12 protein-coding genes and 1 tRNA gene are annotated in these 14192 nt (G+C 71.9%); 9 read left to right on the top strand and 4 right to left on the bottom strand.

The window, feature by feature from the left end:
- Nucleotides 1-7 precede the first annotated feature (7 nt).
- A complete protein-coding gene (locus NRF20_RS29165) occupies nt 8-604 on the bottom strand; it encodes a histidine phosphatase family protein (protein WP_398628880.1) in 597 nt (198 codons plus the stop codon).
- Between the two features lie 248 nt (nt 605-852).
- Between NRF20_RS29165 and NRF20_RS29160 the strand changes: the two genes are divergently transcribed.
- The 7 genes from NRF20_RS29160 (at nt 853) to NRF20_RS29130 (ending at nt 7300) form a co-directional block, all read left to right on the top strand.
- Entirely contained in the window at nt 853-1845 is a 993-nt protein-coding gene (locus NRF20_RS29160) for a phosphatase PAP2 family protein (protein WP_398628881.1), read from the top strand.
- Nucleotides 1730-2917: a hypothetical protein gene (locus tag NRF20_RS29155; protein WP_266361334.1), complete on the top strand. Its 1188-nt coding sequence runs from the start codon at nt 1730-1732 to the stop codon at nt 2915-2917. Before NRF20_RS29160 ends, NRF20_RS29155 begins: the two co-directional genes overlap by 116 nt.
- Nucleotides 2908-4521 (top strand): hypothetical protein, encoded by a 1614-nt coding sequence (locus NRF20_RS29150; protein WP_398628882.1) that lies wholly within the window; start codon nt 2908-2910, stop codon nt 4519-4521. The genes NRF20_RS29155 and NRF20_RS29150 overlap by 10 nt, the downstream gene beginning before the upstream one ends.
- Nucleotides 4518-5852, top strand: coding sequence for an AAA domain-containing protein (locus NRF20_RS29145; RefSeq protein ID WP_398628883.1), 1335 nt, complete (start codon nt 4518-4520; stop codon nt 5850-5852). Before NRF20_RS29150 ends, NRF20_RS29145 begins: the two co-directional genes overlap by 4 nt.
- A 114-nt stretch (nt 5853-5966) precedes the next feature.
- Nucleotides 5967-6308: a hypothetical protein gene (locus tag NRF20_RS29140; protein ID WP_413753586.1), complete on the top strand. Its 342-nt coding sequence runs from the start codon at nt 5967-5969 to the stop codon at nt 6306-6308.
- Between the two features lie 220 nt (nt 6309-6528).
- Complete coding sequence (locus NRF20_RS29135) at nt 6529-7236, top strand: hypothetical protein (protein ID WP_398628884.1); 708 nt, start codon at nt 6529-6531, stop codon at nt 7234-7236.
- Nucleotides 7227-7300 (top strand) — tRNA-Lys (locus tag NRF20_RS29130). The genes NRF20_RS29135 and NRF20_RS29130 overlap by 10 nt, the downstream gene beginning before the upstream one ends.
- Before the next feature lie 56 nt (nt 7301-7356).
- On the opposite strand, the gene NRF20_RS29125 is transcribed toward NRF20_RS29130, so the two are convergent.
- Nucleotides 7357-8571, bottom strand: a complete 1215-nt coding sequence (locus NRF20_RS29125) for a M6 family metalloprotease domain-containing protein (protein WP_398628885.1) — start codon at nt 8569-8571, stop codon at nt 7357-7359.
- A gap of 409 nt (nt 8572-8980) precedes the next feature.
- Between NRF20_RS29125 and NRF20_RS29120 the strand changes: the two genes are divergently transcribed.
- The gene (locus NRF20_RS29120; RefSeq protein ID WP_398628886.1) at nt 8981-10852 is read left to right on the top strand and encodes a putative bifunctional diguanylate cyclase/phosphodiesterase; all 1872 of its coding nucleotides are present in this window, start codon (nt 8981-8983) and stop codon (nt 10850-10852) included.
- A gap of 16 nt (nt 10853-10868) precedes the next feature.
- Here the strand turns inward: NRF20_RS29120 and NRF20_RS29115 are convergent, their stop codons facing one another.
- Both NRF20_RS29115 and NRF20_RS29110 read right to left on the bottom strand, forming a co-directional pair.
- Nucleotides 10869-11966 (bottom strand): LLM class flavin-dependent oxidoreductase, encoded by a 1098-nt coding sequence (locus tag NRF20_RS29115; protein ID WP_398628887.1) that lies wholly within the window; start codon nt 11964-11966, stop codon nt 10869-10871.
- 125 nt (nt 11967-12091) lie between these two features.
- On the bottom strand, nt 12092-12907 hold the full coding sequence (locus NRF20_RS29110) for a decarboxylase (RefSeq protein WP_413753585.1): 816 nt from the start codon (nt 12905-12907) through the stop codon (nt 12092-12094).
- Nucleotides 12908-13115: 208 nt separating this feature from the next.
- Here NRF20_RS29110 and NRF20_RS29105 point away from each other — a divergent pair, with 208 nt between their 5' ends.
- The gene (locus tag NRF20_RS29105) at nt 13116-14075 is read left to right on the top strand and encodes a D-2-hydroxyacid dehydrogenase (protein WP_398628889.1); all 960 of its coding nucleotides are present in this window, start codon (nt 13116-13118) and stop codon (nt 14073-14075) included.
- Nucleotides 14076-14192: the final 117 nt, after the last annotated feature.

Genomic DNA, 14192 nt, shown 5'->3' with positions numbered 1-14192 from the left:
GGCAGGACTACCGGTCCAGGTGGCCCGTGTCGTTCCAGCGTTCTATCGCGGGCGCACCGTACGCCCACCCCAGCACCGACAGCGACGTCGGATCGAGCCGGATGCGCGCCGCGAACGACACGTCCTCGCCCAGCCACCGCGCCCCCAGCGCCCGCAGGATGTGACCGTGGGCGAAGACCAGGACGTCGCGGTCGGCCGAGCGGGCCCAGTCGACGATCTCGTCGGCGCGGGCGGACAGCTCGGCCAGGGTCTCCCCCTCCGGCACCCCGTCACGCCAGATGAACCAGTCGGGACGGATCGCCTTGATCTGTGCCGGGGTCATCCCCTCGTACGCCCCGTAGTCCCACTCCAGCAGCGCGTCCCACGGCTCGGCCCGGTCCGCGAAACCCGCGATGTCACAGGTCTCCTTGGCCCGTAGCAGCGGACTGGTGCGGACTTCCAGGCCCGGCAGGTCCACCCACGGCTTGCGGCGCAGCCGCTCGCCGAGGAGCTTGGCGCCCGCACGGCCGGTGTCGAGCAGTGGGATGTCCGTCCTGCCCGTGTGATTGCCCTTGACGGACCATTCCGTCTGGCCGTGCCGGGCGAGCAGGATACGCGGTGCCATGACGGCTCTCCCTGGGACTGAGATCTGAGGCCGGAGATCGAGACAGAACGGATCGTCCGGTTTTCCCATCATCGCGCACGCCTTCGGGAGGCAACCTCCGGGGCCGAACCGGCGTCACTCCCTGCGCGGAGAAATCTGTGCACACACGGGGCACCCGACAAGGACCCCCGGGGGAATCACGGCCGACACGCACCGTACGGTTGAACGCTCGCCGTTGGTCGCATGAACACATGATGGAGAGCTTCCGGATGCAGCATGCCAGCACCGCGTACGTGCCGCGCCCGCGGCCCCGTTGGTGGACCGAGCTGCCGTTGCTGGCCCTGGTGTACGCAGCCTACTCGGCGGGCCGACTGGTGGCGCGCGGCGACGTGTCCACGGCCGTCGACAACGGTCTGCGCATCCTGCACCTGGAGAAGACGCTCCACATCAACTTCGAGCACCCGCTCAACCGGCTGCTGACCGCCCACCCCTCGATAGGCATACCCGCCGACTTCACCTACGCGTCTCTGCACTATCTGGTCACCCCGGCCGTTCTGATCTGGCTCTTCCGCCGCCGCCAGGCCGTGTACCGCAGGGCCCGCACCTGGCTGATGACCTCCACGCTGCTCGGCCTGATCGGCTTCACGCTGATGCCGACCTGCCCGCCCCGGCTGCTCCACGCCACTCACGGCTTCGTCGACACGATGGCGCAGTACAGCTCGTACGGCTGGTGGGGCACCGAGGCGAGTGCCCCGCGCGGCATGGGCGGAATGACGAACCAGTACGCGGCGATGCCGAGCCTGCACGTCGGCTGGGCGCTCTGGTGCGGAATCCTGCTGTGGCGTCACGGCCGGCACCCGCTCGTACGGGCCGCGGGCATCGCGTACCCCCTGGTCACCACGTTCGTGGTGATGGGCACGGCCAACCATTACTTCCTCGACGCGGTCGCGGGCGCTGCCGTGATGGGCGTCGGAGCCCTGCTGGCCGGGCCGGTGATGCGTATCGCCGACCGGGTCGGGGACCTGCTCGCAGCCCGCTTCCCACGGTTCGCCCGGACCACGAAGTCCCCGATTGTCAGTGCCGGATGCGAGACTTCGGCGGGTGAGCGAATCCCTGGCCAGCGGACCACCTCCGCAGATTCCACCGATGCCGCAGCATCGGCCGACGCAGACGCCTCGGCCGGTCGCACACTCCGGGCCGACGCCACTGCCCCCGCAGGCGCGGGAGCAGCGGGGGACGACACTCCGGCAGCGGCTCGCTGAGCTGCGGGGCCCGGCTGTCGCACCGCGTCCGCTGGATGCCCGCGCGCTGGCCGCCCTCGCCGCCAACCCCGGCTGTCGGCGCCGCGCCCTGCTGGACGGCGCTGGGGTGGACAAGGCCGCGCTGGCCACGGCGCTCGGTTCACCGGCCCCCTTCGGCCAGTCCCAGTTCGCTTTCGTCCGGGGCAACGCCTTCGAGGCCAAGGTCAAGGCCGACGGCGGTACGGAGCTGATGCGGCTGCTCCACGAGCGCCTCGGCGGCGGCGCCGAGGCGCCGCGCGAGGTCCTGGTGCCCGATCTGACCGCGGCCGGTCCCGAGGGCCGCGCGGCGCGTACGGCGCTGGCGCTGCGGGAGGCGACCGAGGCGGGCGGCTGGGCGCTGCTGGACCACCCGATGCTGGCCCTGGAGGTGGCGGGCTCCCCCACCTACCTGGAGCCGGACGCGGTCGCGGTGCACCCCGACGGCACCTGGACGGTCGTCGAGATCAAGTCCTTCCCCATGGTCGACGGTTCTGCCGACGCGGCGAAGGTCGGTGCGGCGGCCCGGCAGTCCGCCGTCTACGTACTGGCGCTGGAGCGGATCGCGGAGCTGACCGAGGGCGCGGAGGTCGGCCACCGGGTGCTGCTGGTCTGCCCGAAGGACTTCTCCAATCTGCCCACCGCCTCGGTCGTCGACGTACGCAAGCAGCGTGCGGTCACCCGGCGCCAGTTGGCCAGGCTGACCCGGATCGAGGACATCGCGGCGGCCCTGCCCGAGGGCACCACCTTCGATCCGGAGTGCTCCCCGCAGCAGCTCGACGCCGCGGTCGAGTCCGTCGGCGCGGCGTACGCCCCGGAGTGCCTGGCCGCTTGTGAACTGGCCTTCCACTGCCGGGCGAAGGCCCGCGCGGCCGGTGCCGTGGAGGCGCTGGGGCGGAGCGTGCGGGGTGAGCTCGGCGGGCTGACGACGGTGGGCGCGGTGCTGGCCGCCGCCGCGGGCAAGGAGGGCGACCCGGCGGATCCGACGGTCGTGGCCCTGCGGCGTGCGGCGGCGCTGCGTGCCGAGGCGCTGGAGGGCAGTGCGGCATGTCGCTGATCAGCACCCTGGCCCGGCTGGAGGCCGTGGAGAGCGGCCGGGCGCAGCCGATGACGACGGTCCTGCACCGCCATCTCACCGACCGGCCGCTCGTCCTGGTACCGCTGACCACCGCCGGTGAGGCGGGCGCCCCGCTGGGCGCGCTCGTCGGGACCGACCGGGAGGCGCCCCGGCTGCTGGCGGTTTCGCAGCCGCGCGACCGGGATCTGCGGTTCGCGTTCCTCGCCGAGCTGGCCGAGGCGGTGCTGCCGCACATCGAGGCGTACGAGGATGTCGTCGAGCCCGCCGAGCGCAATGAGACCGATCCGGAGACCGGGAAGAAGGTCAAGGTCGAGGTCGAGCTGTGCGCGGACGCACCGCAGTTGATCGTGCCGAGCCGGGCGGGCATCGATTTCGTACGGCTGCTCGGCCGCTCCATGCGGTTCAGGCGCACGGCTGAGGACGATCCCGACACCCCGTACCCCGCCCCTGCCCGTGTCCCGCTGCTGGGTCGCTGGCTGACGCACTACGGGGAGCGGGCCAGGGTGCCGGGCTCCTCGCTGCTGCTGGCCACGACTGATCTGCTGAACCGGCACTGGGCGACCGGGCAGAGCAGCCTGGAGGATCAGCATCTGGGTGCGTTGCTGGCCTGGATCGCCGCCCCGGCGGGCGAGTCCGGGGCGCGGGCTGCGCTCCGTGCGGAGCTGGAGCGGGACGGCGAAGGACAGCTGCTGTGCCCGCCGGCCGGTCCGGCCACGGACCCCGCGTTCGACAACCGGCTGCTGGCGCCCGCCATCGAGAAGTACGACCGGGCGCGCACCTCCCTCGCAGCGGCCGAGGACGGTCTGGCGGCCGATGCCCGGCTCGCCGGACTGACCGCCGCCGAGCGGGACATCAGGGCGTTGCTGGCCGGGGTGATGCGGCCGACCTGGGACGCGGTGTGGCGGGGGCTCGATCTGCTGAAGGAACTGCCCGAGGGGTCTCGTGCCGAGGACCGCTGGACGAGGGACCGCTGGTCGTTCACCGGTCATCGGGACCGGGTGCGGTCCGGTGAGCCGCCGCAGCCGCGCCGGGACGACGCGGTGACGGCCGCGCAGAAGCTGGCGTCGCGCGAGACGGCGCAGGCCCAGCTGGAGGCGCAGGAGGCGCTGGACGATCCGCTGGTGCTGGCCGGGCGGCGGCTGACCGGTGAGGCGTTCGTCGGCGACGTGACGGAGGTGGTGATGGCGTACAGCGAGTCGAAGCGCCCGTCCCCGCGCCCGCTGGTCACGGTCCGCACGGACGAGCGCCCGCATCTCGGGGAGCGCACCAAGGTGTACCGCTCGCTGGACGGAAAGCCGCAGACCGCCGAGTTCGTGGAGTACGCCGCGGAGCCGGAGGACGGGAACGCGCCCCTGCTGGTGCTGCGGATCACCGACCGGATGGGCCGGAGCAAGGAGCCGGCCCCCGGTTCGGTGCCCGAGCCGGGCGACCGGATCGCCTGGACGCTGTTCGAGCACGATCAGCGCGGCGGCCCGAAGCTGCCGGACCCCGAGGAGACGCCCTGGACGCACGGCGGTCCGCCGGGCGCCGCTGCCGGGCAGGCCGAGAGCCCCGATCCCGTGACCGCGGAGGACCTTCTGTGACGGCCGTATTCGACCCGGGTGCCCAGGCCGCGCGGGCGACCGACGCGATCCTCGCCGACACCCTGGGCGGTACGTCGCGCGGCATCGTGGTGGACTCCCCGCCGGGCGCGGGCAAATCGACGCTCGTGGTGCGTGCCGCACTCGAACTCGCGGCTGCCGGGCACCCGTTGATGGTGGTCGCGCAGACCAATGCCCAGGTCGACGACCTGGTGGTGCGGCTGGCCGAGAAGGACCCGGGGCTGCCGGTCGGGCGGTTGCACAGCAATGACTCCGACCCGTACGACAAGGTGCTGGACGGCCTGGCCAATGTACGGAAGTCGGCCAAGGCGGCGGACCTCGCCGGTCTTGACGTGGTCATCTCGACGGCTGCCAAGTGGGCGCATGTGAAGAACGTCGAGCCGTGGGGGCATGCGATCGTCGACGAGGCGTACCAGATGCGTTCGGATGCGCTGCTGGCCGTCGCGGGCCTCTTCGAACGGGCGCTGTTCGTCGGCGATCCGGGCCAGTTGGACCCGTTCTCGATCGTGGGCGCGGACCAGTGGGCGGGGCTGACGTACGACCCGTCCGCGAGCGCGGTCTCCACGCTGCTCGCGCACAATCCCCAACTGCCGCAGCACCGGCTGCCGGTGTCGTGGCGGCTGCCCGCCTCCGCCGCGCCGCTCGTCTCGGACGCGTTCTACCCGTACACCCCGTTCCGCAGCGGTACGGACCACGGGGACCGGCGGCTGTCGTTCGGCGTCGCGTCGGACGGCTCGGCGCCGGACCGGGTGCTGGACGAGGCCGCGGAATCCGGCTGGGGCCTGCTCGAACTCCCGGCCCGGCACACCCCGCGCACCGATCCGGAGGCGGTACGGGCGGTGGCCCTGGTCGTCCGCCGGCTCCTCGACCGGGGCGGCGCGGCGACGAGCGAGCGCTCCCCGGATCCGGTTCCGGTGACGGCGGACCGGGTCGCGGTCGGCACCGCCCACCGCGACCAGGCGGCGGCGGTACGGGCGGCGCTGGCGGAGCTGGGTGTGACGGGCGTGGCGGTGGACACGGCGAACCGGCTCCAGGGCCGCGAGTTCGATGTGACGGTGGTCCTGCACCCGCTGTCCGGACGCCCGGACGCCACGGCGTTCCATCTGGAGACGGGCCGGCTGTGCGTACTGGCCTCGCGCCACCGGCATGCGTGCATCGTGGTGTGCCGGGCGGGCGTCGCGGACCTGCTGGACGAGCACCCGTCGACGGAGCCGGTGCAGCTGGGAGTCACGATTAAGTTCCCGGACGGCTGGGAGGCGAACCACGCGGTGCTGGCACATCTGGGTGAGCACCGGGTCCGGTGGGAGGCGTGACGGCGCCCGGTCCCGGCAGGTCGCAGCCCCGCTTCCGGGGAGCCACGGAGCCCCCTTGCGCGACGTTGGACAATGGAGGGTGGCCGTCGGGCCCACCGAAGGAGGAAACACCACATGCCACAACCCGAGCGGAACGAGCAGCAGCGGCTGCGCCCCGCACCCCTGCTCTTCGAGCCGTCGGCGGCAGTCGCCGATCCTGAGCAGTTCTTCGACCTGGAGTCGATGGACGACCCGAAGGAGATGCTGTCCCGCGCCACCGAGCTGACCCTGGCGTTCAGTGCCGCGGCCGACCGTGCGGCCGAGTTCCAGGCGATCGCCGCCGCCCAGCTCGCCGATCCGCGCCGGTTCGACCGGCTGACGACCGCGGACATCGCGCAGCGTGCGGAGTGGACCGAGGACTATGCCAAGAAGATGGTCGAGTTCGGCCGGAGCCTGCTGGGCGGCTCCACGCCCTGACCGCCGCACCGGCCCCGGCGCGACCATCGCACCGGGCCTGCCACCGGCCCAGGCCCGCCATCGCACCGGACCATCCGGACCACCCGTCCACGCCGGGTCCTGACACCGGGCACAACCATTGGCATATGCCCGAGCGCAAGATACTCCTCCTCACCCCCACCTGTCCCGCTTTCCGGCAACTCTCGGAATCCACTTGATCACTCCCGGTAGACATGGGCACATGAGCGCATGGCTGCCAGACGACACGACCCTGCATCACGGCGACGGCCCCCACCACGGCGCCGACATCTTCGCCCTCCTGCGGGACCGGGCCGCGAACCAGACGGCTCAGGTCACGGCGGCCGGCGCCGCCTGGCTCGCCGGCGCCGCGGCCTATCCGCGCAGCACGCTGGCCCAGTGGGAGGCCCACCCTTCCTCGCCCGGGGTGCTGCCGTGCGGTTCGGCCTTCGACGTGGTGAATGTGCCCACCCTCTTCGGGCGCCGGATGCTGGAACACCTGTGGGCGGACGGCCCGGGCTCCGGACCCGTCGCCACTCACCGCGGACGGATGCTGCTCTTCGCCTCCCCCGGCACCGCCCAGCGGCTGCCGTCGCTGCTCGACTGGGAGGAGTGGGGCGGCGGCCACGAACCGCGGACCGGCAGGAGCACGCAGGGGCGGGGCGGCGTCGACGGCAAGGTCCCGCCGCTGCTCTGCCACGGCATCGGGGACGCGGTGACCGTACCGCCCCTGACCTGCGCCTCCTCCACCCCAGGGCCCCGCTGGGTGGTAGCCCCCGACACCCGCAGCCCCTGGCTGCCGGGGCCGGACGTACTACTCTGGGCCTGTGTGCGGGTGACCAGGCCGACGCCCTCGTCGGCGGTCAGGAATTCGATTTTTCCTCCCGCCGATCAGGATGCTAATGTCTACGACGTCAGCAGGCGCCGCTAGCTCAGTTGGTTAGAGCAGCTGACTCTTAATCAGCGGGTCCGGGGTTCGAGTCCCTGGCGGCGCACAGACGGAAGAAGCCCTCTCGCGGAAGCGAGGGGGCTTCTTCGTGTTCGCGGGAGCCTACGTCCCTGTGGTGATCCGGACCGTCCAGGCGCCCGACGGTGTCCGGTCGGCGACCTCGACCCTGGCGTGCGCGCCGGGGATGCTGTACGTCTCGCCGACCTGCAGCGGGGCGTCCGCGAGCGGCGCGTAGACGGACAGGTCCCAGCAGGCGTCGGTGCGGGGGTGGGTGTCGATGACCTCGACCGGGCCCCCGCCGGACGGGGTTTCGTTGCGCACCCGGTAGAGCAGGACGCCTTCGGTGCAGGTCGTCTGGTCGTTGCCGGTGGCGCTGCGGGCCTCGATGGCCACGGCGCTTCCCTCGCCGGTCCTGATCACCGCGAGCCGGGTGCCGATGGAGGCCCCGGGCGCGGGCACGGCGGCGATCGACTCCAGGGTGATGTCCCGGCTGCGCTGGACGCACACCACCTGTGCGCGGTCCAGCCAGCCCAGCTTCCACTTGTGCCAGCCGAAGAAGTCCGGCGCGAGACCGAACTGACTCCCCATCACGTCCCAGTCGCCGACATAGGTGTCCCAGTCGCCCTTGCCGTCGGACGGCCGGTGGTAGAGGTCCGGCAGGTCGAAAATGTGCCCGGTCTCGTGGGCCAGCACATTGTGGTCCGGCGGGTGCCGTTCGAAGACGGTGACGACGCGCCGGATGTCCGTACCGTCGGCGTGCAGCGGCTGGTCGAAGTTGACGACCTTGGTGGCGTCGGAGTCGACGCCCGGGGCGTCCGGGTCGGCGACCAGGTAGACGATGCCGAACCGCGAGAAGTCGACCTTCGGGTCCGCCACGGCGATGGCGTCGCGCAGATAGGCGCTGCGCCGCTCGTTGTTCCAGTCCCGCCGTATGCCGTACCAGTCGGACGCCTTGGGCATCTGGATCCACTGCTGCAGCGGGTGCGGGCGCAGGGTGAACTTCCGGTACGAGGCACGCTGGAAGAACTGGGTGGTGGCGGGGAAGTAGTCGGCGGTGAGTTCCTTGGGGGTGATGGCGGGGCGGTGGTCCGGGAAGGAGAGAAAGACCATGACCGCGTCGAGGGAGTGGTCGGGGCGGGGGTAGGCGTCGTTCCAGTCCCCCACGCCGAGCGAGTGGTGCGCCTCGGTCCGGGGCAGCGCGCACGGACCCGCTTCACCGGTGGCCGCCACGGCGGGCCCGGCGACGAGGGAGGTGGCAGCGAGCGCCAGCAGGGAGGTCGCAGCCGCGACCACACCTCGCAGGCTCGGCCTCTCCACTCCCCCGGTTCCGTGCTGACGCGGCACATCTACCTCCGGGTGCGAGATGCGGTCACCCACCCACCCTGTGATGATTCGAGGCTTTCGTCCTGTTGAGCTGCCCCAGTCGAGTCAGCAGTCGGCCGAGGCATTCACCCTCACGGACAGTCACAATCAATCACCAGGACATCACGAGGGAACGGAATCACTCAGAAACGATCAGTCGCGGGCAAACCGGATCGGCGCGCAACTGACCCAAGTGGGGCGAACGCGGGGCGCGGAGGGGTCGGGCGCTGGAACGGCCGACGCGCCAACCTCTATGCTTCACCAGGCTTTCCCGCGTGGTTTCCGCCTCCGACAACGGCACCCCGCGCGGCGGGCCAGTCCGGCCACACCTGTTCAGGACAGAACTGCACGGCGGGAGCGAACGGTGAGCGGAACCTCCGAAGGGCCGAGGCCTGCGGTGGGCACACCCCCCTATTCCGCAGGACCGTCGGTCGCGGAGCGTCACCCTCCGTGGTCCCCTGCCGGAGTCGCAGGGTCCGAGCCGCACGGCTACCGGGCCGCCTTCCGGGCCGCCACGCTCCCGATGGCCGTCATCGACCACGAGGGCCTGGTCGTCGCCGCCAACGACGCCCTCGGCGGCCTCCTCGGCTTCCCCGCCGCGGCACTGACCACACAGTCCGCAGCCGATCTGCTCGACCTCGTGGCGGACGGCCGCACCTGGCACGCGTACCGCGAGGTGCTGCACCGCCGTCGCTCACGGTTCCGCTGCACCCGCACTCTCAAGCACCCCGACGGGCGCTCGATGTGGGCCGAGATCACCGTCGTGCCGATGCCCGAACCGGAGGCCGGCAGGGCCGACGGCCCCGGGCCCGGCCGGGTGCTGCTCTCCGTCGCGGACATCAGTGACCGGCGTGAGCTGCAGAAGCGGCTGCGCCACCTCCAGATGCACGACCCGGTGACCCGGCTGCCCAACCGGACGCTGTTCTTCGAACGGCTCTCGGCCGCCCTGGAGAGCCCGCCGTACCAGGACGACAGTGTCCCCGGACACGGCCGTATCGGGCTCTGCTATCTCGATCTCGACGGCTTCAAGGCCGTCAACGACACGATGGGCCATCGGATCGGCGACCGGCTGCTCGCCGCCGTCGCCGCGCGGCTCACCGACTGTGCGGCCCAGGACGGCCCGCACCGCCCCGGTTCACATCTCGTGGCGCGCCTGGGCGGCGACGAGTTCGCGATCCTGGTCGAGGACTCCGCCGGTACGCAGCAGCTCACCGACCTGGCCCGCACGGTCCTCGCCGCGCTGCAGAAGCCCTTCGACCTGGGCGGGCAGCGGCTCTCCGTCTCGGCCTCGATCGGAGTGGTGGAACGGGCCGTGGCCGGCACCTCGGCGACCGGTCTGATGCAGGCCGCCGACACCACGCTGTACTGGGCGAAGGCGGACGGCAAGGCGCGCTGGACGGTCTTCGACCCGGAGCGCAACGCCCACCGGATGACCCGGCAGACGCTCTCCTCCAATCTGCGGCCCGCCGTCGAACGCGGTGAGTTCACCATCGAGTACCAGCCGCTGGTCGGCATGGCCGACGGAGTCGTACGCGGGGTGGAGGCGCTGGTCCGCTGGAACCACCCGCAGTTCGGCATGCTCTCGCCGAATCGGTTCGTCGCGATCGCCGAGGAGGACGGCTCGATCGTCCAGCTCGGCAGGTGGGTGCTGCGGTCCGCCTGCCGCCAGGCCCGGCGCTGGCAGCTCGACCACCCGGCCGAACCGCCGTTGTTCATCAGCGTCAATGTCGCCGTACGGCAGGTCTGGGACTCCGACCTGGTCACCGATGTCGCGGAGATCCTCGCCGAGACCGGCCTCGATCCCGGACTGCTGCAGCTGGAGCTGACCGAGTCCGCCGTGATGGGCTCGGCGGGCCGCCCGCTCCAGGCCCTTCAGTCGCTCAGCGAAATGGGCGTGCGGATCGCCATCGACGACTTCGGGACCGGCTACTCGAACCTTGCCTATCTGAGCCGGCTGCCGGTCTCCGTACTGAAGCTGGACGGCTCGTTCGTACGCGGCTTCCGCCACGACGACGGCGACCGTCCGAGCCCCGCCGACGAGACGATCGTCGAGGCGATGGTGGAGCTGGCGCACCGCCTGGGCCTGACCGTCACCGCGGAGTGCGTGGAGACGGCAGGCCAGGCGGAACGGCTGCGCAGGATCGGCTGCGACACGGGGCAGGGCTGGTTGTACTCACGCGCGGTGGCCCCGGAGCGGATCGCCGAGCTGATCGGCAGCGGAAGGCTGAAGGTCTGAACGCCGGCTGCCGGTGTCAGGCCGCCGGCAGCCCGTACGCGTCCGCGATCAGTTCGTAGCTGCGCAGCCGTGCCTCGCCGCCGTGGGCGTTGGCGGTGATCATCAGTTCGTCGGCGCCGGTGCGCTTGGCCAGGTCGTCGAGGCCCGTACGGACCTCGTCCGCCGTGCCGTGGACGATGTTGACCAGCCAGCTGTCGACGAACTCCCGCTCCATGGGGCTGAAGGCGTGCGCCTCCGCCTCCTCGGGTGTCGGGACCAGGCCGGGGCGCCCGGTGCGCAGGCGGACCATGGACAGGGCGCCGGAGAGCACCTGGCGGCGGGCCTCGCGCTCGTCGTCGGCGGCCAGGGCCGAGACCCCGATCAGGGCGTACGGGGCGTCGAGCACCGCGGACGGCCGGAACGACTCCCGGTACAGGTCGAGGGCCGGCACCGTGTTCTGGGCCGAGAAGTGGTGGGCGAAGGCGAACGGCAGGCCGAGTACGCCGGCCAGCCGGGCGCTGAAGCCGGAGGAGCCGAGCAGCCAGATCGGCGGGCGGGCCGGGGACTGGACCCCGCCCTCGGCGGTGGCCTGGACCGGGCCGGGGACCGCGTGGATACGGGCGTAGGGGTGGCCGTCGGGGAAGTCGTCGTCCAGGAACCGGGTCAGCTCGGCGAGCTGCTGCGGGAAGTCATCGGCGCCTTCGCCCAGCCGGTCCGTGCGGCGCAGGGCGGCCGCGGTCGCGCCGTCGGTGCCGGGGGCGCGCCCGAGACCGAGGTCGATGCGGCCGGGGGCCATGGCCTCCAGGGTGCCGAACTGTTCGGCGATGACGAGCGGTGCGTGGTTGGGCAGCATCACGCCGCCGGAGCCGAGCCTGATGCGCTCGGTGTGTGCGGCGAGGTGGGCCAGGATCACGGCGGGTGAGGAGGAAGCGACGCCGGGCATGGAGTGGTGTTCGGCGACCCAGTAGCGATGGAATCCGCGGCGCTCGGCGAGCTGCGCGATGTCCACGCTCGTACGCAGCGCCTGGGTGGCGGTGCGGCCCTGGCCCACGGTCACCAGGTCCAGCACGGAGAGCGGAACGGTGGCCGTCCCCTCCGTCTTGCCACGGATCTCGTCGCCTCGAATCTCGTCCACGTCCTGGCCTCTCCGGTGTCGCGCCTACGTCCGGCTCATACGTCCGGAAGTGCAGAACAGGAGGTGGTCTCCGTTTATTCCCCCGGCTCAACCGGGCATCCCTGGGTCATCGACCGACCCAGGGCTCACCAGCCGGAGTGGGTCTGCTTTCCGGGCCACCCCCTCCTCCCGCTGTGCGCGCGCTCCCGGCCCGCCCCCCATGCGGCCACCGGGGCCGGGGGCGCCTCGCGCTCGGCGAAGATCTTGCCGAGCCTCGGGGACCAGGACCGGCGGTCCGCCAGCCGCAGCCCCTCCCGCACCGTCACCTGGTTCCCGGTGAGGACCGGCTTGCCGAGGAGTTTCTCCAGCTCCGCCACGTGCGAGACGGTGTGCAGGGCTGTGTCGGGCAGCAGCATCGCATCGGCCTCCGGCCGGTCCGCGGCCGTGACGAGTTCCTTCACCTCGTCCAGGCCCCAGGCGGCGGCCTCGGCGGCCGAGGGGAGAGAGGCGGCGTGAGTGGCGGCCACCTCGATGCCCGCGGACCGGAGAAAGGCGGTGAACAGTGCGGCGATGTGCTCGGGGTACGTCGCGGCGACCGCGACGCGGTCGGCGCCCAGCTCCCGTACCGCGTGGACGAAACCGAAGGATGTGCTGGAGGCGGGCACGCCGGCCGCCCGGGCCAGGGCTGCGGTCTGTTCATGGGCACCCTCCCAGCCGTACAGGAAACTGCCGCCGCTGCTCGCCCACACGACGGACTCGACACCGGCGCGCTGCAGCTCCGCCACCCCGGCGGCCAGACATTCGGGCGTGCCGGTCCGTACCAGCGCGTCGATCCCGTAGGCGTCCTCGTCGACTTCGGTGTGGTTCACGACCAGCCTGACGGCGTCGAGCAGGATCTCCATCCGCGGGAAGTCGTCCTCCGCGTAGTGGTGGCCCGGGTAGAGAAAACCGAGGGTCGTCATGTCCACCCTTCCTGTTCCTGCGGGTTCCTGGACGGGTACTCGGGGGCCGGGCGGGACCGGGTACGCCCCGCCGTGGCCGTTTTCGCCCGTCCCTCCCCAGTATTCCCCCATCCGTCACCACCCCCACTGCGACCTGTTGACGAAGCCGGGCGGGGGTGCGAGCGTGTTCAATCCGTACATCTCAGACGCAGCGGAGCGACCGTCTCTCATGTCAGAGCCCACCCTGCTCGTCCTGGACACCGACCCGTCGCCGCGTCTCGGCCGGCTGACCGGCCGGGCCTCCGTCCGTTATACGGACGAGGCCGGACTCGCCGCACAGCTCCCGGAGGCCGACGTACTGCTGGTGTGGGACTTCACCTCCGACGCGGTACGGGCCGCCTGGCCCGGTGACGGACCGCGCCCGGCATGGGTGCATACGGCGAGCGCGGGCGTGGACCGGCTGCTCTGCCCGGAGCTGGCGGCCTCCGACACGGTGGTGACCAATGCGCGGGGCATCTTCGAGCGGCCGATCGCCGAGTATGTGACGGGCCTGGTGCTGGCGTTCGCCAAGGATCTCCCGGGCACTCTGGAGCTCCAGCACCGGCGGCTGTGGCGCCACAGAGAGAGCACACAGGTCGCGGGCAGCCGTGCGGTGGTCGTCGGCGCGGGCCCGATCGGGCGGGAGATCACCCGGCTGCTGATCGCCCTCGGGATCCAGGTGGCGCTCGTGGGACGCCGGGCGCGGCGCACCATCCACGGCGTGGCAGAGCTGGACCGGCTGGCCTCCATGGCCGACTGGGTGATCTGCGCGGCTCCGCTGACGGAGTCGACCCGTGGCATGTTCGATGCGCGGTTCTTCGGGCTGATGCAGCCGTCGGCCCGATTCATCAATGTGGGGCGCGGCCCGATGGTCGTCGAGGACGATCTGGTCGCCGCACTGCGCAAGCGCTGGATCGCGGGCGCGGCACTCGACGTGTTCGAGCAGGAGCCGCTGGGGCCGCAGAGCCCGCTCTGGGACGTACCGGATCTGATCGTGTCGCCGCACATGAGCGGCGACACGGCGGGCTGGCGGGACCGGCTGGGCAAGCAGTTCGTGGAGATGTACGAACTCTGGTCGGCCGGGGAGCCGTTGCCGAACGTGGTGGACAAGCAGCGCGGGTACGTCCCCGTCCGGGACCGGAGCGAGTGACCTCAACGGGCCGGGCCCGCCGGTCACTTCACCTGCCCCTCACGGGCGTCTCCGCATGACGGTCAGTCACGAAGCTTTCCACGCAGGGAAATACGTGCTGCGCACCGACCGTCGCAC

It is taken from the genome of Streptomyces sp. R-74717 (assembly GCF_047305335.1).
In the GTDB taxonomy this organism is placed as follows: Bacteria; Actinomycetota; Actinomycetes; order Streptomycetales; family Streptomycetaceae; genus Streptomyces; species Streptomyces atratus.
The sequence above is the reverse complement of the archived record's forward strand: the minus strand, read 5'-3'. Positions and strand labels throughout refer to the sequence as shown.